General features: G+C 67.9%; 22 protein-coding genes. 13 read left to right on the top strand and 9 right to left on the bottom strand.

All coding sequences use genetic code 11. The features are described 5' to 3' along the window. Positions 1–8 precede the first annotated feature (8 nt). From CLD20_RS09475 to mutL, 5 genes are all read left to right on the top strand, one after another. Positions 9–1,028, top strand: a complete 1,020-nt coding sequence (locus CLD20_RS09475; RefSeq protein ID WP_224406371.1) for a bifunctional riboflavin kinase/FAD synthetase — start codon at positions 9–11, stop codon at positions 1,026–1,028. Positions 1,029–1,234: 206 nt separating this feature from the next. Beyond that, positions 1,235–4,153, top strand: coding sequence for an isoleucine--tRNA ligase (gene ileS / locus CLD20_RS09470; RefSeq protein WP_224406370.1), 2,919 nt, complete (start codon positions 1,235–1,237; stop codon positions 4,151–4,153). 40 nt (positions 4,154–4,193) lie between these two features. After that, positions 4,194–4,679 (top strand): signal peptidase II, encoded by a 486-nt coding sequence (gene lspA, locus CLD20_RS09465; RefSeq protein WP_224406369.1) that lies wholly within the window; start codon positions 4,194–4,196, stop codon positions 4,677–4,679. 190 nt (positions 4,680–4,869) lie between these two features. Next, a complete protein-coding gene (locus CLD20_RS09460; RefSeq protein ID WP_224406368.1) occupies positions 4,870–5,538 on the top strand; it encodes a hypothetical protein in 669 nt (222 codons plus the stop codon). A gap of 123 nt (positions 5,539–5,661) precedes the next feature. Next, entirely contained in the window at positions 5,662–7,488 is a 1,827-nt protein-coding gene (gene mutL / locus CLD20_RS09455; protein ID WP_224406367.1) for a DNA mismatch repair endonuclease MutL, read from the top strand. Between the two features lie 21 nt (positions 7,489–7,509). On the opposite strand, the gene rsmD is transcribed toward mutL, so the two are convergent. Both rsmD and CLD20_RS09445 read right to left on the bottom strand, forming a co-directional pair. After that, a complete protein-coding gene (rsmD, locus tag CLD20_RS09450) occupies positions 7,510–8,064 on the bottom strand; it encodes a 16S rRNA (guanine(966)-N(2))-methyltransferase RsmD (RefSeq protein WP_224406366.1) in 555 nt (184 codons plus the stop codon). Continuing rightward, entirely contained in the window at positions 8,039–9,112 is a 1,074-nt protein-coding gene (locus CLD20_RS09445) for a pseudouridine synthase (RefSeq protein WP_224406365.1), read from the bottom strand. Before CLD20_RS09445 ends, rsmD begins: the two co-directional genes overlap by 26 nt. A 44-nt stretch (positions 9,113–9,156) precedes the next feature. On the opposite strand from CLD20_RS09445, the gene CLD20_RS09440 reads away from it, so the two are divergent. After that, positions 9,157–9,609, top strand: a complete 453-nt coding sequence (locus CLD20_RS09440) for a nucleoside deaminase (RefSeq protein ID WP_224406364.1) — start codon at positions 9,157–9,159, stop codon at positions 9,607–9,609. Positions 9,610–9,612: 3 nt separating this feature from the next. Here CLD20_RS09440 and CLD20_RS09435 read toward each other — a convergent pair whose 3' ends face one another. From CLD20_RS09435 to purD, 5 genes are all read right to left on the bottom strand, one after another. Next, positions 9,613–10,611: a MerR family transcriptional regulator gene (locus CLD20_RS09435; RefSeq protein ID WP_224406363.1), complete on the bottom strand. Its 999-nt coding sequence runs from the start codon at positions 10,609–10,611 to the stop codon at positions 9,613–9,615. Between the two features lie 82 nt (positions 10,612–10,693). After that, entirely contained in the window at positions 10,694–11,047 is a 354-nt protein-coding gene (locus CLD20_RS09430) for a DUF1428 domain-containing protein (RefSeq protein WP_224406362.1), read from the bottom strand. Then, positions 11,044–11,526 (bottom strand): VOC family protein, encoded by a 483-nt coding sequence (locus CLD20_RS09425; protein WP_224406361.1) that lies wholly within the window; start codon positions 11,524–11,526, stop codon positions 11,044–11,046. The genes CLD20_RS09430 and CLD20_RS09425 overlap by 4 nt, the downstream gene beginning before the upstream one ends. A 124-nt stretch (positions 11,527–11,650) precedes the next feature. Next, positions 11,651–12,544 carry a patatin-like phospholipase family protein gene (locus tag CLD20_RS09420; RefSeq protein WP_224406360.1) on the bottom strand — a complete coding sequence of 298 codons (894 nt, stop codon included), beginning with the start codon at positions 12,542–12,544 and terminating at the stop codon, positions 11,651–11,653. A 195-nt stretch (positions 12,545–12,739) separates the two neighbouring features. Continuing rightward, complete coding sequence (purD, locus tag CLD20_RS09415; protein ID WP_224406359.1) at positions 12,740–14,002, bottom strand: phosphoribosylamine--glycine ligase; 1,263 nt, start codon at positions 14,000–14,002, stop codon at positions 12,740–12,742. A 121-nt stretch (positions 14,003–14,123) separates the two neighbouring features. Here purD and ubiA point away from each other — a divergent pair, with 121 nt between their 5' ends. Next, the gene (ubiA, locus tag CLD20_RS09410; protein ID WP_224406358.1) at positions 14,124–15,086 is read left to right on the top strand and encodes a 4-hydroxybenzoate octaprenyltransferase; all 963 of its coding nucleotides are present in this window, start codon (positions 14,124–14,126) and stop codon (positions 15,084–15,086) included. Positions 15,087–15,126: 40 nt separating this feature from the next. Here the strand turns inward: ubiA and CLD20_RS09405 are convergent, their stop codons facing one another. Further along, entirely contained in the window at positions 15,127–15,654 is a 528-nt protein-coding gene (locus CLD20_RS09405) for a hypothetical protein (RefSeq protein WP_224406357.1), read from the bottom strand. 194 nt (positions 15,655–15,848) lie between these two features. Between CLD20_RS09405 and CLD20_RS09400 the strand changes: the two genes are divergently transcribed. From CLD20_RS09400 to lpxK, 6 genes are read left to right on the top strand one after another with little or no spacing between them, the layout of a single operon-like run. Next, positions 15,849–16,700: a 3'(2'),5'-bisphosphate nucleotidase CysQ gene (locus tag CLD20_RS09400; RefSeq protein WP_224406356.1), complete on the top strand. Its 852-nt coding sequence runs from the start codon at positions 15,849–15,851 to the stop codon at positions 16,698–16,700. Positions 16,701–16,714: 14 nt separating this feature from the next. Beyond that, the gene (locus CLD20_RS09395) at positions 16,715–16,969 is read left to right on the top strand and encodes a DUF4170 domain-containing protein (RefSeq protein ID WP_224406355.1); all 255 of its coding nucleotides are present in this window, start codon (positions 16,715–16,717) and stop codon (positions 16,967–16,969) included. After that, entirely contained in the window at positions 16,953–18,794 is a 1,842-nt protein-coding gene (locus tag CLD20_RS09390; RefSeq protein WP_224406354.1) for an ABC transporter ATP-binding protein, read from the top strand. Before CLD20_RS09395 ends, CLD20_RS09390 begins: the two co-directional genes overlap by 17 nt. Positions 18,795–18,799: 5 nt before the next feature. Continuing rightward, positions 18,800–19,498 (top strand): lysophospholipid acyltransferase family protein, encoded by a 699-nt coding sequence (locus tag CLD20_RS09385; RefSeq protein ID WP_224406353.1) that lies wholly within the window; start codon positions 18,800–18,802, stop codon positions 19,496–19,498. Then, the gene (locus CLD20_RS09380) at positions 19,491–20,795 is read left to right on the top strand and encodes a 3-deoxy-D-manno-octulosonic acid transferase (RefSeq protein ID WP_224406352.1); all 1,305 of its coding nucleotides are present in this window, start codon (positions 19,491–19,493) and stop codon (positions 20,793–20,795) included. Before CLD20_RS09385 ends, CLD20_RS09380 begins: the two co-directional genes overlap by 8 nt. Before the next feature lie 3 nt (positions 20,796–20,798). Further along, positions 20,799–21,809 (top strand): tetraacyldisaccharide 4'-kinase, encoded by a 1,011-nt coding sequence (lpxK, locus tag CLD20_RS09375; RefSeq protein ID WP_224406351.1) that lies wholly within the window; start codon positions 20,799–20,801, stop codon positions 21,807–21,809. Between the two features lie 10 nt (positions 21,810–21,819). Here the strand turns inward: lpxK and CLD20_RS09370 are convergent, their stop codons facing one another. After that, positions 21,820–22,038 (bottom strand): DUF2093 domain-containing protein, encoded by a 219-nt coding sequence (locus CLD20_RS09370; RefSeq protein ID WP_224406350.1) that lies wholly within the window; start codon positions 22,036–22,038, stop codon positions 21,820–21,822. Between the last annotated feature and the right edge of the window lie 19 nt (positions 22,039–22,057).

Below are 22,057 nucleotides of genomic sequence, written 5' to 3'. Positions count from 1 at the left end.
ACAACCCGATGGACCAGAGCACCTTCCTGCTGAAGAGCCTTGAAGAGATGCCGCAAGCCTGGCGCGGCGCCGTCGTCGCGATCGGCAATTTCGACGGCATGCACGAGGGGCATCAGGCCGTGCTTGCCGCGGCCGAGGCGGAGGCGCAGCATCTTTCGGTTCCGACGATCATCCTGACCTTCGAGCCGCATCCGCGAAGCTTCTTCGCGCCTCAAACCCCGCTTTTTCGCCTGACGCCGGCGGTGCTGAAGGCGTCCGTCGCCGCCGCCCACGGCATCTCCGGCATGCTCGTCGCCCGCTTCGACGCTGCCTTCGCCGAGACCGAGGCGGAGGACTTCGTCCGTTCCGTCCTCGTCGAAAGGCTCGCCGCCCGCCATGTCGTGACCGGCTACGACTTTCATTTCGGCCACCGGCGCAAGGGCACGCCGGAATTCCTCAAGCGTCAGGGCGTCCTTAATTCCTTCGGCGTCACCGTCGTCGAGAAGCATGGCGACGAGGCGGGCGCGATTTCCTCGAGCCGCATCCGCGAGGCGCTCGGCGAGGGAAGGGTCGAGGAGGCGCGCGAGCTTCTCGGCTGGGACTGGTCGCTGGTCGGCCGGGTGGTGGAGGGCGACAGGCGCGGCCGCGATCTCGGCTTTCCCACCGCCAACATGGTCCTCGACCCTGCCTGCGCCCTTGCCCATGGCATCTACGCCGTGCGCTACACGCGGCCCGACGGAAGCGTGCATGACGGCGTGGCGAGCTTCGGTCGCCGCCCGACTTTCGATGATGGCGCGCCGCGGCTGGAGACCTTCATCTTCGATTTCGATGGCGACCTTTACGGCGAGATGGGCCTCGTTTCGCTGATCGGCTGGATCCGCGGTGAGGAGAAGTTTGGCAGCGTCGATGCCCTCGTGGAGCGCATGAATGTCGACGCGGAGGAGGCGCGGAAAATCCTCGCCGCCCGCCCGCTCCACGATCTCGACCGCAAGATTGCCGCCGCCTGGCCCGAAGCGGAGCGGCAGGCGGAGGAGGCGGGCCTTGCCTGAACTCATGCTTCGTCGGCCCGCCAGCGCCGGCGCCTGCTTTTCATTGCCGCCCGGCTCGGCTAAAAGCCCCGGCATGCACGGCAGCTTCATAGCGCAGCTTCGAATTAGCCGCCCGGCCTCTCTCTGAAGGGGCCGGGGATTTGCGCCCGCCACCGATGCGGGCGAGCGACGCGCCTTTCCATCATCTTGAAGCTCAGGACGATACAATGAGCGATACCGATACGGCCGTCGAAGAGGCGGCCCAGGATTATTCCAAGACCCTCTTCCTGCCGAAGACGGACTTCCCGATGCGTGCCGGCCTTCCGAAGAAGGAGCCGGAGATCATCTCCCGCTGGGAGGAGATGGACCTTTACGCCCGGCAGCGCGAGGCTGCGAAGGGCCGCGAGAAGTTCGTCCTGCATGACGGCCCGCCCTACGCCAACGGCAACATCCATATCGGCACGGGCCTCAACAAGATCCTCAAGGACGTGATCGTCCGCTCCCGGCAGATGATGGGCTTCGATTCCAACTATGTGCCGGGCTGGGATTGCCATGGCCTGCCGATCGAATGGAAGATCGAGGAACAGCTGCGAGCCAAGGGCCAGTCGAAGGATTCCGTCGACAAGGTCGCGCTGAGGAAGATGTGCCGCGACTTCGCCGAGCATTGGATGGCCGTGCAGACGGATGAGTTCAAGCGCCTCGGCGTCGTCGGCGACTTCAAGAAGCCCTATACGACGATGAGCTTTCCGGCCGAGGCGATCATCGCCGGCGAACTGTTGAAGTTCGCCCGCTCCGGCCAGCTCTACCGCGGCTCCAAGCCGGTCATGTGGTCGGTGGTGGAGAAGACGGCGTTGGCCGAGGCCGAGGTCGAGTACCACGACTATGAATCCGACACGGTCTGGGTGAAGTTCCCGGTCCTCGGAGAGGGCCCGCTTGCCGGGGCTTCGGTGGTCATCTGGACGACGACGCCTTGGACGATGCCGGGCAACCGCGCCATCGCCTATTCGGCGCGCATCGCCTACGGCCTTTACGAGGTGACGGAAGCGCCAGAGGAGAACTGGGCGAAGAAGGGCGACAGGCTGGTCCTCGCCGACAATCTCGCAGCCGACACTTTCGAGAGGGCGCGCGTCTCGGGCTATGAGCGCGTCGCCGATGTCGATCCGGCGACGATCGCGGCCTGCGCCCATCCCTTCCGCGATGCAGGTCTCGGCGGCTACGCCTTCGACGTGCCGCTGCTGGAGGGCGAGCATGTCCTGGACGACGCTGGCACCGGCTTCGTCCACACCGCCCCCGGCCATGGCCGCGAGGATTTCGAGGCGTGGATGGAGAACGCCCACGATCTGCGCGGCCGCGGCATCGATACGACGATCCCCTACACGGTCGACGCGGACGGTGCTTTCACCGCCGATGCGCCGGGCTTTGAGGGCGTGCGCGTCATCGACGACAAGGGCAGGAAGGGCGACGCCAACAAGTTGGTGATCGAAGCGCTCGTCGCCGCCGGCCGGCTGCTCGCCCGCGGCCGGCTGAAGCACCAGTATCCGCATTCCTGGCGCTCCAAGAAGCCGGTGATCTTCCGCAACACGCCGCAATGGTTCGTCTACATGGACGAGCCGATCGAGGGCACAGACACGCTGCGCGACAGGGCCGTGCGGGCGATCGAGGCGACGCGCTTCTATCCCGCCGCCGGCAAGAACCGCCTGCGCGGTATGATCGAGCACCGGCCGGACTGGGTGCTGTCGCGCCAGCGCGCCTGGGGCGTGCCGATCGCCGTCTTCGTCAATGCCAGGACCGGCGAGCTCCTCGCCGACGAAGAGGTCGATGCGCGCATCGTCGAGGTCTTCCAGAAGGAGGGCGCCGACGCCTGGTTCGCCGAGGGCGCCAAGGAGCGCTTCCTCGGCGAAGGCTACAATCCCGACGAATGGGAGAAGGTCGACGACATCCTCGACGTCTGGTTCGATTCCGGCTGCACCCACGCCTTCGTCCTGAAGGAGCGGGAAGACCTCAAATGGCCGGCCGACCTCTACCTGGAAGGCTCCGACCAGCATCGCGGCTGGTTCCATTCCTCGCTCCTGGAAAGCTGCGGCACCAACGGCCGGGCGCCCTACGACGCGGTGCTCACCCACGGCTTCGTCATGGCCGAGGACGGGCGCAAGATGTCGAAGTCGCTCGGCAACCAGGTGACGCCGCAGCAGGTGATCGAGCAGTCGGGCGCCGACATCTTGCGCCTTTGGGTGGTGTCTTCGGACTATTCGGAGGATCTGAGGATCGGTCCCGAAATCCTCAAGACCAACGCCGATTCCTACCGCAAGCTGAGGAACACCATCCGCTGGATGCTGGGCACGCTCGCCCATTTTCGGCCGGAGGAGAGCGTTGCCTTCGAGGACATGCCCGAGCTGGAAAGGCTGATCCTGTCGGAGCTCGCCCGTCTGGAGCAGACGGTGAGCCGGGCCTTCGAGGTCTACGACTTCAAGCGGGCCTTCTTCGCCATCTTCAACTTCATGACGATCGACCTCTCGTCGGAATATTTCGACATCCGCAAGGATGCGCTCTACTGCGATCCGATCTCGTCGAACCGGCGCCGCGCGGCCCTGACCGTCATCGACCTCCTCTTCGACGCGCTGGTGAAGTGGCTCGCCCCGATGCTGCCCTTCACCGCCGAGGAGAGCTGGATGTCGCGCCACGGCGAGGATGCCTGCGTGCACATGGAGCTTTTCCCGCGGATTCCGGCCGACTGGCGCGACGAAGCGCTGGAAGCGCGCTGGGAGAAGATCTGGTCGGTGCGCCGCGTGCTGACGGGCGCTCTGGAGGTGGAGCGGCGCGAAAAGCGCATCGGCTCCTCGCTGGAAGCCGCGCCGCTCGTCTATGTCGAGGATGACGGGCTGCTGCGCATCCTGGGCGAGATCGACCTTGCCGAGATTGCCATCACCTCGGCCGTCGAGCTGAGGAAGGGCGAAGGCCCGCACCAGGCCTTCCGCCTTGCCGAGGTGGACGGCATCGCCGTCATGCCGGCGATGGCGCAGGGGAAGAAGTGCGCCCGCTCCTGGAAGATCTCGCCGGAGGTCGGCTCCGATCCGGATTATCCGGACCTGACGCCGCGCGATGCGGCGGCGATGCGCGAATTCAAGCGCGCCGCGCGTGTCGGGTGAGGCCGATCTTGCGCCAGGCTCGGCAAAGGCGGCAGGACGCATGAGCCCCTTTCGGCTCGGCGTCCTCGTCGCCGTCCTCTCCTTCGCGGCCGATCAGGCCCACAAGCTCTACATGCTCGGGCCTTTCGACATCGCCGCGAAGGGGCGCGTCGCGCTTGCGCCGTTTCTCGACCTCGTCCTCGTCTGGAACCAGGGCGTCAGCTACGGCCTCTTTTCCCAGGGCAGCGACGGCGGCCGCTGGCTCCTGATCGGCGTCGGCCTTGCGGGCGCGGCGCTCTTCTCCTGGTGGCTCTGGCAGGTCGAGCGCGCCCTGCCGGCGATCGCGCTCGGCCTCATCATCGGCGGGGCGCTGGGCAACGTCCTCGATCGCTTCGCCTATGGCGCAGTGGCCGATTTCTTCCTGTTCCATGTCGGCGATTTCGAATGGTACGTCTTCAATCTTGCCGATGTGTGGATCGTGGCCGGGGTGATCGGGGTAATCCTCGCCTGGATGAGCGAGCGCCCTCAAAATGCCCGAAAAACGTGAAACCGGCAGGCTGATGACCGAGTGTCGACCGGTGCTGCCTGTCTGTGATAAGCCGCATCGTCCAGGCCGCCCTGCGGGGCCGGTTCTGTCAACCGGGGTGGAAGAGGCGCGGGCCCGACGGTCCGCGAAAGAGGACGACGGGCGGCTGCGCACAAGCGCGGACGCGCCCGAGCGAAGGGGTATGGGTCTCATGGCGAATTCGGCAGCGCATCTGGCGCTGAGGCGCGTGACGGCGATCTCGGTTCTCGTCGGGAGCGCGGGGCTGCTCGGTGGCTGTCCGGCCGCGACGACCTATGGCACCGGCGAGGCGCCCGAGATGGCGATCTTCTCCGAGGTGGCCGGCATCGGTGGCTTCGCCAAGAAGCAGGAGCATATCGAGTACAAGCCCCGCTCCCCGCTCGTCATGCCGCCCGAAAATGCCGGTCTGCGCGCGCCCGAGGAAGGGGCCGATGTGCGCACCGCGCAATGGCCTGGTGGCGGCGAGACCAAGCCGGTCGGCATCCGGGCCGAGAGCCCGCAGGACCGCAACGGCCGCGACATTGCCCGCGATGATCTCACGCCCGAATACGTGGCGAGCCTGAAGCCGCTCGGCGCGCTGTCGCGGGGTCGTACCGGCCCGGCGAACACGTCCGACCGCAACGAGGTCATCAACTCCAAATACGTCACGCAGCGCGATCGGGCGGCCGGCCGCGACGTGCAGAAGGCGCTCAACGAATCCAAGGGCATCGGCATCACCGAGCGCCGCTACCTCACCGATCCGCCGGGCAAGTACCGCCAGCCGGCCCCGAACGCGCCGGTCGATCCGGAAAACCGCACCGAGAAGAAGGAAGGCAACTTCTTCACCCGTCTCTTCCGCTAGGGCGGTTCTCGAAAAGCTTTTCCCCGCTCTGCCGGAGCCTTGGGCCCGCCCCTTCCCAAAGGGGGCGGTCTTGTCCAGACTCCGCCCCATGCGAATCCCAAAGAGCTGAGAGGGGCAAAGAAGGTGCCGGTCCGCGCCCTTCCAGATCACGTCGTCAATCGCATCGCCGCCGGCGAGGTGATCGAGCGGCCCGCGAGCGTCGTCAAGGAGCTCGTGGAGAACGCCATCGACGCCGGCGCCAGCGCCATCGAGGTGGTGACGGCGGGCGGCGGCAAGAGCCTTATCCGCGTCACCGACGATGGCGAGGGCATGGGGCGCGATGATCTTGCCGCTTCCGTCGACCGGCATTGCACCTCCAAGCTGACGGACGACGACCTTTTCCATATCGCCTCTCTCGGCTTTCGCGGCGAGGCGCTCGCCTCGATCGGCGCCGTAGCGCGGCTGCGCATCGAGAGCCGCCACGGGAGCGAACCGCATGCCTGGCAGATCGTCGTCGACGGCGGCAGGAAGGACGAGCCGGCGCCCGCCTCCCGCGCGGCCGGCACGCAGGTGGAAGTCCGCGACCTCTTCTTCGCCACGCCCGCGCGGCTGAAGTTCCTGCGCTCCGATCGGGCCGAGGCGAGCGCCGTCGCCGACACGCTGCGCCGGATCGCGCTCTCCCACCCCAGGGTCCGCTTCACGCTCGCCGGCGCCGACAGGAAGCCGCTCGACTGGCCGGCCCGCCAGGATCCGCTCGCCCGCCTCGCCGATTGTCTCGGCGCCGAATTCGCCGAGAACGCCGTGCCGGTGGAAGGCGTCAAGGAGGGGATGAGAATCTCGGGCTTCGTTTCCCTGCCGACCTTCAACCGCGCCAACTCGCTCTCCCAGTACGTCACCGTCAATGGCCGCTCGCTGCGGGACCGCATGCTGTCGGGTGCGATCCGCGCCGCCTATGCCGATGTGCTGGCGCGCGACCGGCATGCCGTGCTGGCGCTCTTCTTCGAGGTCGACCCCGCCGAGGTCGACGTCAACGTCCATCCGATGAAGGCCGAGGTGCGCTTCCGCGATCCGGGCCTGGCGCGCAGCCTGCTGATCCGGGCGATCCGCGAGGCGCTCGGCGCGCATGGCTTCCGCGCCGCCTCGACGGGGGGCACGGAGACGCTCGCCGCCTTTCGCCCCCAGAGCGCGCCCGCCGCCTCCGGGCGCTGGAATGGCAGCGCCTCAGAGGGCGCCGCCTGGCGCGGCTGGGGCGCGCCGGAGCCTGCTGCGGCAGGCGCCGCCGCCGCACACGGCTTTGCCGAGCCGGCCCAGGCCGTCTTCGTGGACGACCGTCCGAGTGCGGAATTCCGCGCCGTTGAGCCAGAAGAGGAAGCCGCCCCAGCATTCCTTGCCCACCCGCTCGGCGCGGCGCGTGCGCAGTTGCACGAGAACTACATCGTTGCCCAGACCGGGGACGGGCTGGTCATCGTCGACCAGCACGCTGCCCATGAGCGCATCGTCTACGAGAAGCTGAAGGCGGCGCTCGGCGCGCGCGCCGTGCCGACGCAGATGCTGCTGATCCCGGAGATCGTCGAGCTTCCCGCCGAGGATGTGGAGCGCATCGCCGCGCGCGCCGGGGAACTCGCCGAGCTCGGTCTCGGGATCGAGCCCTTTGGGCCGGGCGCCGTCGCCGTCACCGAGACGCCGGCTCTCCTCGGCGAGGTCGATGCCAGGGGCCTGGTACGCGACATTGCCGACGACCTTGCCGAATTCGACGCCTCCACGCGCCTGAAGGAAAAGCTCGACCATGTGGCCGCGACCATGGCCTGCCATGGCTCGGTGCGTTCGGGCCGGCGCATGAAGCCGGACGAGATGAACGCGCTTCTGCGCCAGATGGAAGAAACGCCCAATTCCGGCCAGTGCAATCACGGCCGGCCGACCTATGTCGAACTGAAGCTCTCCGATATCGAGCGGCTTTTCGGGCGAAGGTGAGGACCGAAAGGCGAGGGGAGCTCAGCCCGCCTTCAGGATGAGGAGCCGGCTCTCGCCCGCCTCGCGCTCGTCGATGATTTCAAAGCCCTCCGGCAGCGCCACTTCCGCCTTGGCGCTTTCCTCCAGCACCGCGACGGCGCCGGGCTTCAGCCAGCCGCCGGAAAGCGCGCCGCCGAGCGCCCTCTCGCCGAGGCCCTTGCCATAGGGCGGATCGCAGAAGGCAAGGTCGAAGGGCTTCATGTTGCCGGCCGGGCCGAGCCGGGTCGCATCGCGCCGGAAGAGCCGCGTCGCGCCGGTGAGGCCGAGCGTTTCCACGTTCTTGCGGATGAGCGCGCGCGCTTCGGCGCCTTCCTCCACGAAGAGGGCATAGCCGGCCCCGCGCGAGATGGCTTCCAGCCCGAGCGCGCCGGTGCCGGCAAAGAGGTCGAGCACGCGTGCCCCATCCTGCGGCAGGTCGAGCCGGTGCTTCAGGATGGAAAAGAGGCTTTCGCGCAGCCGGTCGGATGTCGGCCGGATGGCGTTCGATTTCGGGCCGGCGAGCGGGCGGCCGCTAAGCCTTCCGCCGACGATTCGCATGGCGCCCCTTCTCGGCCTTGCCGGAAGCTCCGCGCCCCGGACCTTTCCGGCCTGTCTCGGCGCGCCCTGTCTCGGGGCGTGCCATCTCGGTGCGCCCCTTGGCCGCCGGCCCGCCGGGCTTCCGCGCGCCGCCCGGCTTTTCCCCGGCCCGGTGCGGGCGCGGCATCCGCTTCTTCTGTCCCGGCTTCTCGGCCGCCTTCGGGCCCGGCCGCTTCGGCGCCTCGCTGATGGCCGTCTCGGCCTCGCGCACCGGCGCTTCGAGATCGGCGCCGGAAGCCTCGATCAGCCGCGGGCCGAGCTGGTCGCGCAGCGTGCGCGCCGGCACTTCCTTGACCGCGCCGACGGCAAGGTCGCCGAGCTGGAAGGGGCCGTAGGAGATGCGGATCAGCCGGTTCACGGCAAGCCCCAGATGCTCCAGCACCTTCTTCACTTCCCGATTCTTGCCTTCGCGCAGGCCGAGAAGCAGCCAGGCATTGTCGCCCTGCTGGCGCTCCAGCACCGCCTCGATCGGCCCGTAGAGCATGCCTTCGACGGCAATCCCGCGCTTCAGCGCGTCGAGCCGTTCCTGGTCGATGCGCCCGTGCGCGCGCACCCGGTAGCGGCGCAGCCAGCCGGTCGAGGGCAGCTCCAGGATGCGGGCGAGCCCGCCATCGTTGGTCAGGAGCAGGAGCCCCTCGGTGTTGATGTCGAGCCGGCCGATGGAAACGAGCCGCGGCAGCTCCTCCGGCAGGGCGGAGAAGACGGTCGGCCGGCCTTCCGGATCGCGCTGCGTGGAGACGAGGCCCCTCGGCTTGTGAAACAGGAAAAGGCGGCTTCGCTCGCGCGCGGCGAGCGGCTGGCCATCGACGAGGATCCTGTCCTTGTCGGTCACGGTGACGGCGGGCGTGGCGAGCACCTTGCCGTTGAGCGCAACGCGCCCCGCCGCGATCCAGGTCTCCGCCTCGCGGCGCGAGCAAAGGCCGGCGCGCGCCATGACCTTGGCAATGCGCTCGCCCTTTTCGGGGGCTACCTGCCCCGCTTGTGTTTTCTTCGCCTTGCCGCCACTCATGCGAGCGCTCTAGCAGACGCCGCAAGGCGAGGCGATAAGGCAGAATGAAAGAAAGCCCCTTCATGGCGGCGGCGCTCGAGGAGGCGCGTGCCGCATCGGCCCGCGGCGAAGTGCCGATCGGGGCCGTTCTGGTCAGGGACGGCGAGATCCTCGCCCGCGCCGGCAACCGCACCCTTCAGGATCGCGATCCGACCGCGCACGCGGAAATGCTCGTCATACGCCAGGCTGCGTCAAGTCTAGGTTCGGAACGTCTTGTCGGCGCCGACCTCTACGTGACGCTGGAGCCCTGCACCATGTGCGCCGCCGCGATCAGCTTTGCGCGCATCCGCCGGCTCTATTACGCCGCTGAGGACGAGAAGGGCGGCGCGGTGGAGAGCGGCGTGCGCTTCTTTGCCAGCCCCGCCTGCCACCACCGGCCGGAAGTCTATTCCGGCCTCGCCGCCACCGAGGCGGGCGAGATGCTGAAGGCGTTCTTCCGCGCCCGCCGGGAAGGCTGAGCCTCAGGCGATCTGCGGCCGGATGGCAACGACGCCTTCCGTGCGCGCGCGCACGGAAGGCGAGGCGAGACAGCTTTCGAGGGCCTCGTAGCCCGGAGTGCCGGGGATGGGCGCAACGAGAATCGGCGGGCTGTGATTGGCCGGGCAGAAGACGGTCCGCTCGTCCGGCGGCGTTTCGGCAAGGTCGAGGATGGCGCTGGATCGCGTCATGAGAAAGAGCGGGCGCGCGCCGGCCTTGCGGGCGCGCAGATGCGAAATGAGAGCCCGCTGGCTCGCCGCGTCCAGCCCCTGTTCGACCATGTCGACGACGAAGGCGGCGGGGCCCTCTTCTTCGAGCGCCGCGAGAAGCGCCGTCAGCGCTGCCGACGATCTCGCGCCTGTCGTGGCGAGCTCGGCGCACCGTCTCTCGACCCGCATGGCGAGCGCCGCATCGGCCGAAAGGCGCTTCCGAACGGCCGTGCCGTCCTCGGCGAGGCGGCCGAGCCCGACGAAGGTGGCACCTGCAATGGCCTCGGCGAGGCGCATCGCCAACCGCGTCTTGCCGCTGCCGAGCGGGCCGACGATGAAAGTGAGAGGCCGGATCTCGTCGAGGAAGAAAGGCTCGCCTCCCCAGGGCCAGGGAAGCGAAAAGGAGACGCCGCCCTTCGCCTGCGGGGCGTTCGGTGCGGCTTTGGTTCTGAGACGCCGCACCGCGCCGATCGTCCGGCCGATCTCCCGCCGCTGCGCCTCCAGCGCTTCCTCCTGCGCGGCAAGGGCGGGACCGGTTTTCTCGGGTCCTGCCTCGAGGAGCGCCGCAATGGCCGAAAGGCCGAAGCCGAGCTTCCTCAGGCCGACGATCTTTTCGAGCCGCGCCATCTCCGCCGGGCCGTAGCTGCGCCAGCCGGCGCCGGTGCGACCCTGCAGGATGAGGCCGCGCGCCTCGTAGAGGCGCAGCGCCTTGACGGAGACGCCGAGATGACGGGCTGCTTCCGCCGCGCGCAGATATCGGATGGAACGGCCCACGAATCGGCTCCCTCGTTGACCCTTTCCTTATCCGGGCTGCCCCGGGGGACGAGTCAACGGCGCGCGACTGGCAGGGACGGGGCTAGCCCTCGAAAATCACCTCGAAGCCGCCGAAGATCATCCGCGAGCCGTCGAACGGCATCGGGTTGTTCTCCGCCTTCATCCGCGGATCGGTCATGATCTTCTCCCAGGCAGCGTCCCGCACCTCCTTGGAGGGCCAGGTGACCCAGGAGAAGATCACCGTCTCGTCGGGCTTGCGCATCACCGCGCTGTTGAGCGAGTTGAGCTTTCCGTCCGGCACCTGGTCGCCCCAGCCATCGACCAGCGAGAGCGCGCCGGCCTCCTTGAACACGGCGGCGGTTCTCTCTGCGAAGTCCCGGTAGGCCGCCTTGTTCGCCGTCGGCACCGCCGCGATCACGCCATCCACATAGGTCATGCCGATTTCCTTTCCTCGCCACGGAAGGCCCTCTCAAGCCCCGCAATCTCGATCTTGTGCATGCCCATCAGCGCCGCCTGCACGCGCCCGGCGGCGGCCGCGTCGCCGGCCGACATGAGGTCCGGCAGCGCCTTTGGCACGATCTGCCAATGGATGCCGAAGCGGTCCTTCAGCCAGCCGCAAGGGCCTTCCTGGCCGCCGCTTTCGGTAAGCGCGGTCCACAGCCGGTCTGTTTCGGCCTGGTCCTCCGTTAGGACCGAGATGGAGGTGGCGTGGCTTGCGACGACCTCCGGGTTGCCGTTGAGGGCCATATAGGGCGCGCCGCCAAGCGTGAATTCCACCACGAGGGGCGGGCCGGCCGGATCGGGCCGGTAGCTCGTCTCGATGGCGCTCTCGGGCAGCAGCGAGACGTAGAACCGTGCCGCTTCTTCCGCCTCGCGCTTGAGGAAAAGGCAGGTACGCACTTTCGCTCGGGTCATTGAACTCACCTCCTCCCTCGGTGTCGTGGCGGCAGGATGGGGGCTAAATACGTTGAAGTCAACATAATTGAATGGAAGTTTCTGCGTCCCGTTTTCGACGGGGCCCGGAAGGGGAGGTCAGGAGCTAGTGGGCGAGGCTGATTTCCGGCATCGGCACGCCGATGCGCATCGGCTCCCGCTCGAAGGGCGAATCGACCATGTGCTCCATGCGCCGCTTGAGGTCGTCCTTCAGCGGCTCGTTCATGGCGAGGATCTGATCGGTTTTCAGGAAGTCGAGGACGAAGAAGTCGTTGATCGCCGGCCGGAAGAGGATGTCGGGCTTGCGCCGCTTCAGCTTTTCCGCCTGCACGGCCTGCATGGAGATCTGCGCCGTGCCGATGATCGTCTCCAGAAGTCCGGGCGTTTTGTCCGCATCGCCCGTCGGCCCGCCGGCCACGTCCGAGGCGATGATGAGATCCTGCTCCAGGCAGAGGTCGATCGGCAGGGGATTGACCGCTCCGCCATCGATCTGCAGCCGGCCGTTGATCAGGACGGGCTTGAAGACGGAGGGGATGGCAATGGAGGCGGCGACGGCCGGCCGGATCGGGCCATGATCCATGATCGTCTCGCACCAGCCGTAGAAGTCGCAGGAGACCACCTTGAGCGGGATCGCGAGCTCCTCGAAGGTCTCCGGCGTGCGCTCGATGCCGGGCACGAACATGTCGAGGACGCGTAAGGGGTCGAACTGCGCCTGCAGCAGCCGTCCGCGAAAGATGTCGCCGACGCCGATGGGACGCGCCTGCCAGAGCCGCGAATAGATTTCCCGCTTCTGGGCGAAGAATTCCAGCGAGGCCTCGCGCATCTCCCGCCCGCTCATGCCGCTCGCATATCCGAGGCCGATGATGGCGCCGATGGAGGTGCCGGCGATCTGCGCCGGTTTCACCCCGAGTTCATCGAAGACCTCGCAGACGAGGATGTGGGCCATGCCTCTGGCCCCCCCTCCGCCAAGCACGAGGCCGATATTGTGGTCAACGCTCATTCGTTTCTCCGCCCCGCCGTGCTGCGATACTCACACCTTCCCGCGGGCCGATCACAATCAAGATTTGAGTCGGAACGTAACGGACCGGCGTGACTCTTTTGCGAATCGGCTGCGGCGAGGGAAAGGGAACGCTCGCGCACCCTTTCAGATGGGGAGGCGTCGGCTTTCAGGCAAGGTTCGGCGCAAGCGCGGTGTTCAGGCCTCGCGGGCGAGGGCCCGCTCGCCGATATCGGAGCGGCAGAAGCCTTCGGGCCAGTCGATCCGGGCGACCGCTTCGTAGGCGCGCGCCTTTGCTTCGCCGATCGTCGGCCCGATCGCCGTCACGTTGAGGACGCGCCCCCCATTGGCGAGGATCGCGTCGCCCTCGCGCTTCGTGCCGGCATGAAAGACGGTGACGCCGGCAAGGCCGCCGGCTTGCGCCAGCCCGCCGATCCGGCTCCCCTTCTCGTACGCACCCGGATAGCCGCGGGCGGCCATCACGACCGTCAGCGCCGCCGCGGGCCGCCATCGCGCGCTCGCGCCTTCCAGCCGGCCGGTCGCGGCGCGGTGGAGGAGGGGGAGAAGGTCGCTCTCGAGCCGCACCATCAGCACCTGGCATTCCGGATCGCCGAAGCGGACGTTGTATTCGATCAGCTTCGGCCCTTCGGCGGTGATCATCAGCCCGGCATAGAGAACGCCGCGATAGGGCGTGCCGGCCGCCGCCATGGCGGCGAGCGTCGGCTCCACGATTTCCCGCATCGTCCGGGCGATCGTCGCCTCGTCCATCACCGGGGCGGGCGAATAGGCGCCCATGCCGCCGGTATTGGGCCCCTCGTCGCCGTCATAGGCGCGCTTGTGGTCCTGTGCGGTGGCGAGCGGCAGCGCCGTGCGGCCGTCGCAGAGGACGAAGAAGCTCGCCTCCTCGCCGACCAGGCATTCCTCGATCACGGCCTTGCCGCCCGGTTCGGCGAAGATCGCCGCCAGCGCTTCCTCGGCCGATGCAAGGCTGTCGGCGACGGTCACGCCCTTGCCGGCGGCGAGCCCGTCCGCCTTGACGACGATCGGAAGGGGCTGGGCGCGGAGATAAGCGAGGGCGGGCGCGAGCGCGTCGAATGTGCGGAAAGCGGCGGTCGGTATCCCGGCTTTCTCGCAGATCGCCTTGGTGAAGGATTTGGAGCCTTCCAGCTCGGCCGCCGCCGCGCGCGGGCCGAAGGCGGCGATGCCGGCCTCCTCCAGCGCATCGACCAGGCCGGCCACCAGCGGCGCCTCCGGCCCGACGACGACGAGGTCGATCCGCTCCTGGCGGCAGAAGGCGATGACCGCGACGTGGTCGGCCGGGTCGAGCGCGCGGCATTCGGCGCATGCGGCGATGCCGGCATTGCCCGGCGCGACGAAGAGCTTTTCAAGTGCCGGCGAGGCCGCGATCTTCATGGCGAGCGCGTGCTCGCGCCCCCCGCTCCCAAGCAATAGAACCCGCACGAAACTGCCCCTTCCAAATGCCGAGCGGGCCTCTAGCACGATGTGGCCCATGGCGAAACGCCGCGTGAATTGTCGCGGGAAAAAGCTTGACGCAGGCAGCCCGTTTCGGTGAGCAGGGACGATGCTGGAAAAAGCTGCCCCTGGCGCCACGACGGCCGGCGCGTTGCCCGATTCGGTAGCGCGGCACTGGCTCGACCGCTATGCGCCGGACTGGCTGAAGCCTTACGGGCGCCTCGCCAGATGGGACCGGCCGATCGGTTGGTGGCTGCTTCTGTGGCCATGCTGGTGGTCGGCGGCGCTTGCTTCCGTCCAGGCCGAGGGCGCCTTTCCGAACATCTGGCACATGATCCTCTTCCTGATCGGCGCCGTGGCCATGCGCGGGGCCGGCTGCACCTACAACGACCTCGTCGACCAGGATATCGATGCCAAGGTCGCCCGCACACGGGCCCGGCCGATCCCTTCGGGCGCCGTGTCGTGGCAGCAGGCGCTGCTCTTCCTCTTCCTGCAATGCCTCGTCGGCCTGCTGGTCCTCGTCCAGTTCAACGCCTTCACCATCATGCTGGGCTTCGCCTCGCTCGTCTTCGTGGCGATCTACCCCTTCATGAAACGGGTGACGCACTGGCCGCAGATCGTGCTCGGCATCTCCTTCTCGTGGGGCGCGCTGGTCGGCTGGTCGGCGGTTTTCGGCTCGCTCGCCGTTGCCCCGGTGCTTCTGTATCTCGGGGCGATTTCCTGGACGATGGCCTACGACACGATCTACGCCCACCAGGACAAGGAGGACGACGCCCTCATCGGTATCGGCTCCACGGCGCAGGTCTTCGGGGAGTTTACCCGGCCTGCGCTGGCGGGCTTCTTCGCGCTGACGATCCTCTTGATGGCGATCGCCTTCGTGCTGGTCGATGCCAGCGTCATCGCCTTCATCGGGCTATTGGCCGCGGCCGGGCATTTCGCCTGGCAGGTCCTGACGCTCGATATCGACGATGCCGACAACTGCCTGACGCGCTTCCGCTCCAACCGGGATGCGGGCACCATCATCTTCGCGGGCCTGTGCCTGGACGCGCTGGTGCGCGCCATCTTCGGCTGACTGTCTGATTTCTGGAAGGAATTGAGCCGGCGGAGATCGCCTAGCTGCGCGCGATGATCTCGCTGGCCGCAAGCGGCGGCGCGGCGCGGACGAGCCCTGCCTTGCGTCGGACGAGGAAGCGCGGGCGCAGCGGATTGCGCAGGCGCCGCCGGCGCGTATCGATCGACTGTCCGCCCTGCACGCGCGCCGCCATCCGGATCTCGCCGAGGAACGGGCGGGTGAGATGCGCCGCAAGCCGATCGCGGAAGCGCTGCGCGTCTTCGAACAGGAAGGTCTGCGCCAGCGTCAGCGAGCGTTCGCGCTCTGCATGCTCGATGGTGAGAAGGTAGCCGCCCGGCGTGCGGGCGATGCTGACCCCGATGAAGTGCTGTGCCGCATGGTCCTCGAGCGAGGGCCCGTCGCCGGACTGCGTCTCGACCACCAGCCGGTCGCTGGCGAAGAGAACGAGGACGCGCTCGCCGGAAGTCGTCGATGCGGGATACCACTGGAACGCTTCAAAGAGGGCAGGCCGCCATTCGAATGGGCCCGTCTCCTCTACCTGCGCGATGTCACGCTCGGTTTGACGCATTTCCTCCGGCCTGGTGGGCTCAGGATTGTTCTTTTGGGCATCTGTCGCTGTCATGCGACGACCATGCCCCCCGCGATTGGACATTCGCTTAAGGGGCGTGGTTAAGAGGCGGTCTACCTAACCTAAGGTAAGTAAACTCTCAACATGCCGCGTGACGATTGCACAGGGCGCGTTCGACACGATATGGCGGGTCGATGAAAGCGCGCGAGACCGAAGAGATTTCCGAGACCGTCGAGACCAACAGGGCTGATCGTGTCCTCCTTGCCGAGGCGGCGCGGGCGGCCGGCGCGCTGGCGCTGCGCTTTTTCGGCAGGAACCCGGAGAGCTGGCAGAAGCAGGGCGGCTCGCCGGTCAGCGTCGCCGACATGGAGGTCGACGCCTTCCTCCACGCCGAGCTGGCAGCCGCGCGGCCCGATTATGGCTGGCTTTCCGAGGAGACGGTCGACCACCCGGACAGGCTGCGCCGTGAGCGCATCTTCATTGTCGATCCGATCGACGGAACCCGCGGCTTTCTGGCGGGCGATCCGAACTGGTGCGTCTCCATCGCGGTCGTCTGCGAGGGAAGGCCGCAGGCCGCGGCCCTGTTCGCGCCCGCCCTCGGGCGGCTGATGACGGCTGCCCTCGGCGAAGGAGCCAGCGAGGATGGCGCGCCGATCCGCGTCAGTCGCCGCGGCGCTCTTTCCGGCTGCGCCATCGCCGGCCCGAGTTCATGGTTGAACAGCGAGGTCTGGCGCTCCCGCGAGGTCAGGCCGGGCCGCTACCTGCCCTCCCTCGCCTGGCGGTTCGCCTGTGTTGCCGACGCCACCTTCGATGCGGCCTTTGCGCGCCCCCGTGCCCATGACTGGGACCTTGCGGCCTGCGATCTTTTGGTGCACGAAGCCGGAGGCCGCCTGACCGCTCTGGACGGGCGACCGCCGCTTTACAACAAGGCTGAATTGCGGCACGGAGCCCTCGCTGCCGCCAATCAGCGCCTGCACGGCGATCTGATCGCCGCTTTGACGACGGTGGAAGAGGAACGTGCCGCCTCCGGCAAGGCCGGCCACTGACGACGAGCCAATCAATGACGTCCGAACCTTCCGAAACGAAGAGCGACCAGCTCCTGCATCTTGTCTTCGGCGGCGAGCTGAGCGACCTGCAGCAGGTGCATTTCCGCGATCTGAATGCCCTCGATATGGTCGGTGTCTATCCGAACTACGCCGAGGCCTACAGAGCCTGGAAAGAGAAGGCGCAGATGACGGTCGACAACGCCCAGATGCGCTACTTCATCGTGCACTTGCACCGTCTGCTCGATCCCGAACATGACCGCAAGGGATAAGGAAGGCCCCACGATCGCGGCCTCCCAGGAGACCGGATCGGATACGTTGACGGTTGCCGACATGTCCACCATGGACGTGATGCGGCGCCTCTTCTGGGAAATCCTGTGGCCGAACCGGCGCATTGCCGGGCTCACGCTTGTCGCCATGGCGCTCAGCGCCGCGACTTCGGGCGCCGTGCCCTTCCTCATGCAGGTTGTCGCCGACGAGGTCTTCGTCGCCAAGAACGAAGTGCTCCTCTACCTCCTGCCCGTCGCCATCATCGCCGTCATGTCGGTGCGCGGCGCCTCTGACTGGGTTTCCAAGGTGAGCGATGCCTGGCTCGGCAACACGCTCGTCGCCGATCTGCGCATCCGCATGTTCGACACCTTGACCTCGGCCGATCTCGCCTGGGTCCAGCGCACCCATTCGGGCCGCTTCGTCTCCGCCTTCGTCAACGACGCGCCGGTGGTCGACCGGGCCGCGGCCAAGACCATGACGTCGCTCGTCAAGGATGGCCTCACCGTCATCTTCCTCACCGCCGCCATGTTCTACATGGACTGGCGCCTGGCGCTGATCGTCTCTGTGGGCATTCCCTTCGCCTATCTCTATCTGCGCCGGCAGAGGCAGCGCATCTCCGGCTCGGTGCGGCGCTCGCTGAAGGAATCGGGCGACCTCGGCAGCCTCCTCACGCAGACCCTGCAGTCGCTGCGCGTCGTCAAGGCCTACCGCCAGGAAGGCCGCGAGGCGGCACGCTTCCGCGTCATCGTCGACAATATCGTCCGCTATCTGATGAAGACGGCCCGCTCGCGCGCCGCTGTCGGCCCGGTCACCGAGGCCCTCTCCGGCGTCGGCATCGCCGGGGCGATCTTCTATGGCGGCTGGCAGGGCATCTACGGCTCCGTCACCGTCGGCCATTTCGCAGGCTTTCTCACCGCCGCCATGCTGACCTACCAGCCGCTGCGTTCCGTCGCGCAGACGCAGGCCCTGCTCTCGGAAGGCGTCACCGCGGCGAGCCGTATCTTCGCCATCATCGACCACGCCTCGTACGTGACCGAGAAGCCGGGCGCCGAGCCTTTGAAGGTGCCGCAGGGACGCATCGTCTTCGAGAATGTGGGCTTTTCCTACGATACCGGCGGCGCGGTGCTGCGCGAGTTCGATCTCGTCGTGGAGCCCGGCGCCAAGGTCGCCCTCGTCGGCCCGAGCGGCGCCGGCAAGAGCACCGTCCTCAACCTGGCGCTTCGCTTCTTCGACCCGACCTCGGGCCGCATTCTCATCGATGGACAGGATATCCGGGAAGCGACGCTCAGCTCCGTGCGCGGCGCGATGGCGCTCCTGACCCAGGATCCCGTCCTCTTCGACGACACCGTGCGCGCCAACATCGCCTATGGCTCGGAGGATGCCGGCGAGCGTCGCATCGTCGAGGCGGCGCGCGCCGCCGCGGCCCACGATTTCATCATGCGCTTGCCGCAGGGCTACGAGACGGTGGTCGGCGAGGCGGGAAGCCGGCTTTCCGGCGGCGAGAAGCAGCGTATCGCCTTTGCGCGCGCCATGCTGCGCGATGCGCCGATCCTGCTGCTGGACGAACCGACGAGCGCCCTCGATGCCGAAGCGGAGGCCAAGGTGCAGACCGCGCTGGAGGGCCTGCTGCAGGGTCGGACCGTCTTGATGATCGCCCACCGCCTTTCCACGGTGAAACGCGCCGACGTCATCTGCGTCATGGAAAGCGGCTCGATCGTGGAGCATGGCACGCATGAGGAGCTGCTGGCCCGCGGCGGCGCCTACGCCAAGATGTTCCGGACCCAGTTCGTGGGAGAGGCACCTGGCCTGGCTGCGGCCGGAAGTTGAGCGGCATGCTGAAGTCGCTGGGGCGCAACGCTTTCCTGACCTCGCTCGTCGGCCGCCTCCTGGCGGTCTATCTCAAGCTCGTGCGTGCGACGACGCGCTTTGCCACCGAACCGGCCGAACCCTATACGCTGATCGACGACAAGATGCCGATCATCGCCACCTGCTGGCACGGCCACCATCTTCTGGTGGCGCTGATGCGCAGGCGCGACCATGATTTCGCGGTCCTCGTCTCGCGCTCCGCGGACGGGGCGATCAATGCAGCCGCGGCCGAGGGCATGGGCCTGAAGGTCATTCGCGGCTCGGGAGGGCGCAACCGGTTGAAATCGGCGAAGAAGGGCGGAGCCGTCGGCCTGCTCAACATGCTCGACGCCTTGAAGGAAGGTCTGTCCGTGTCGCAGACGGCGGACGTGCCGCGCGGTGTTTCGCGCCGCTGCGGCGAGGGCGTCGTCAAGCTCGCCCAGCTCTCCGGTCGCCCCATTGTCGCCGTCGGCGTCGCCACGAAATTCCGCATCGACATCCCGAGCTGGGACCGGGCCCGCCTGCCTCTGCCCTTTGGCCGGGGCGGGTTTGTCCTCGGCGAGCCGATCTTCGTCCCGCCGGGCGCCGAGGATGAGGAACTGGAGGCCTGCCGCCTGGAGGCCGAGCGTTCCCTCAACGATACGCTGAAGCGGGCCGAAAGGCTGGCGGGCATCGCCCATGGCTGAGGTCTGGGATCGGTTCGCGATCTCGATATGGCGCAGCGCCGGCCATGTCATCCAGCCGGCCGTCAGCCTGCTTCTCAAGGAGCGCGAAAGGCGCGGCAAGGAAGAGAGCGAGCGTATCGCCGAGCGCCGCGGCCATGCGAGCCGCAAGCGCCCCGCCGGCCGTCTGGCCTGGGTGCACGCCGCTTCCGTCGGCGAAACCAATTCGGTGCTGCCGCTGATCGCCGGCCTGCAGAAGAAGGGCATGTCGATCGTGCTGACCACGGGAACGGTCACCTCGGCGGCGATCGCCTCAAGGCGCCTCAGGAACGGGGCGGTGCATCAATACGTGCCGCTCGACCTGCCGCTCTTCTGCAGGCGCTTCCTGCAGCACTGGCAGCCCGATCTCGCCGTCTTCGTGGAATCGGAACTGTGGCCGACGGCGATGGACGAGCTCTACCGGCGCTCCGTACCGCTGGTCCTCGTCAACGGCCGCATGTCGGAGCGTTCCTTCCGCCGCTGGCGCCAGAGCGGCCCCTTCGGGCGCTCCATCATGCGCCGCATCAACCTCTGCCTCGCCCAGAGCGAGGCGGATGCGGAGCGCTTCGGCGCCCTCGGCGTCGGCAAGGTTGTTGTCACCGGCAACCTGAAGTTCGACGCCCCCGAGCCCGCCGCTCCCGCTGCCGAACTTGCCGCCTTCCGCGCCGCCATCGGTCGGCGGCCCGTATTTCTTGCCGCCAGCCTGCATCCGGGCGAGGACGAGATCGTGCTGGCCGCCGCCGCCGGCCTGCGCGCCGCGCATCCGGACCTCCTCACCATCATCGCGCCGCGCCATCCCGAGCGCGCGCCGCAGATCCTCGATCTCGCCGCCGCCGCCGGGATCGCCATTCGCTCGCGCTCCGCCGGACAGATGCCGGAGGCCGAAACCGGCATCTTCCTCGCCGACACGATCGGCGAGATGGGCATCTGGTACCGCCTCGCCGATATCGCCTTCCTCGGCGGCACGCTGGTGGAGCATGGCGGCCAGAACCCGATCGAGCCCGCCAAGCTCGCCGTGCCGGTGCTGCACGGGCCCCATACCGATAATTTCTCCGAGATCTTTGCCGCGCTGGTCGATGCACAGGCGACGATCGAGGTCACGGGCGCAGAGGATCTCGCCAGCGAGGCGGCGGCCCTGCTGGCCGATCCCGCCGAGCGCGAGCGTCTCGCTGCGGCGGCTGCCGACTGTGTCGCCGGCTCGGCCGGCGCGCTGCAAAAGAGCCTGGAGGCGCTCGCGCCCTACCTTGCCGAAGAACCCGAAACCGAGCCGGTGGGGGGCTGAGGCATGCGCGCGCCTTCCTTCTGGTGGCGCAGCGCCGCTCCGGCCGCCCTGTTGCTCGCGCCTTTCGGCTGGCTCTACGGCCTTTTCAGTGCATCGCGCATGCGCAAGGCGGGCGAGCCTGCGGCAAAGCCCGTCATCTGCATCGGCAACTTCGTCATGGGCGGTGGCGGCAAGACGCCTCTCTGCCTCGCCATCGGCCGCCTTGCCATCCAGAACGGCCTGAAACCCGGCTTTCTCTCCCGCGGCTATGGCGGCTCGGAGACGGGGCCGGTCCGCGTCGATCCGCGCAAGCACATGGCGAGCGATGTCGGCGACGAGCCGCTGCTTCTGGCGGCGCTTGCACCGACGGTGGTCGCGCAAGATCGCGTCGCCGGCGCGAAGGCGCTCGAAAGGCTCGGGGTCGATCTCGTCGTCATGGATGACGGATTTCAAAATCCGGGCCTGTCGAAGGATCTGTCGATCGTCGTGGTCGACGGCGCGCGCGGCCTCGGCAACGGCTTCGTGTTTCCGGCGGGCCCGCTGCGGGCGCCCCTCGGCGTCCAGCTCGAACGCGCCGACGCCGTCCTCGTCATGGGTCCTGGCGCACCGGGCGAGGCAGCGGCCCAAAAGGCGCGAGCGCGCGGCCTGCCGGTCTTTGCCGCCGAACTCGTGCCCCTGAAGAGCGACGGATGGGACGAAGCGCCGCTTCTCGCCTTTGCCGGCATTGCCGCGCCGGAGCGCTTCTTCGCCTCGCTGGAAGCGGCGGGTGCCACCCTCGGCGCGTGGCGGGCCTTCGGCGACCACCATCGCTGGAGCGAGGAGGACTGCCACGCGCTCCTCGATCTGGCGGACGAGAAGGACCTTCTGCCCGTCACGACGGAAAAGGATGCCGCGCGCCTCAAGGGCACGCACGGGGCCCATGCCGCGCTCTATCAGCGCCTGGCCGTGTTTCCGGTTCGCGCGCGCATCGCCGACGAGGCCGGGTTCTGGGGATGGATAGCCGGGCGCCTTTCCGAGCGGAAGAAGATGCCCTGAGACCGGAGCTTCAGCGCCCCGAAAGTTCCCGCTCGCGCTTCAGCGATGTTGCCGCATCGGCATAGGCTTCCTGCCGGTCGACGCTCCAGTAGCGAAGATCGGAGAGGGGAATGCGCATCCCCGTGACGGCGCAAGTGACGAAGGCTCCCGGCACGATCACCTGAAAGTCCCCGTCGAGAAAGCGGATCTTGGCCTCGCCGCCGCGGCCGGCCCCTTCAAAGCGGTTCATGGATTTCTTCCTAAATGGA

It is taken from the genome of Afifella sp. IM 167 (assembly GCF_020144925.1).
Classification (GTDB): Bacteria; Pseudomonadota; Alphaproteobacteria; order Rhizobiales; family Afifellaceae; genus Afifella.
The sequence above is the reverse complement of the archived record's forward strand: the minus strand, read 5'-3'. Positions and strand labels throughout refer to the sequence as shown.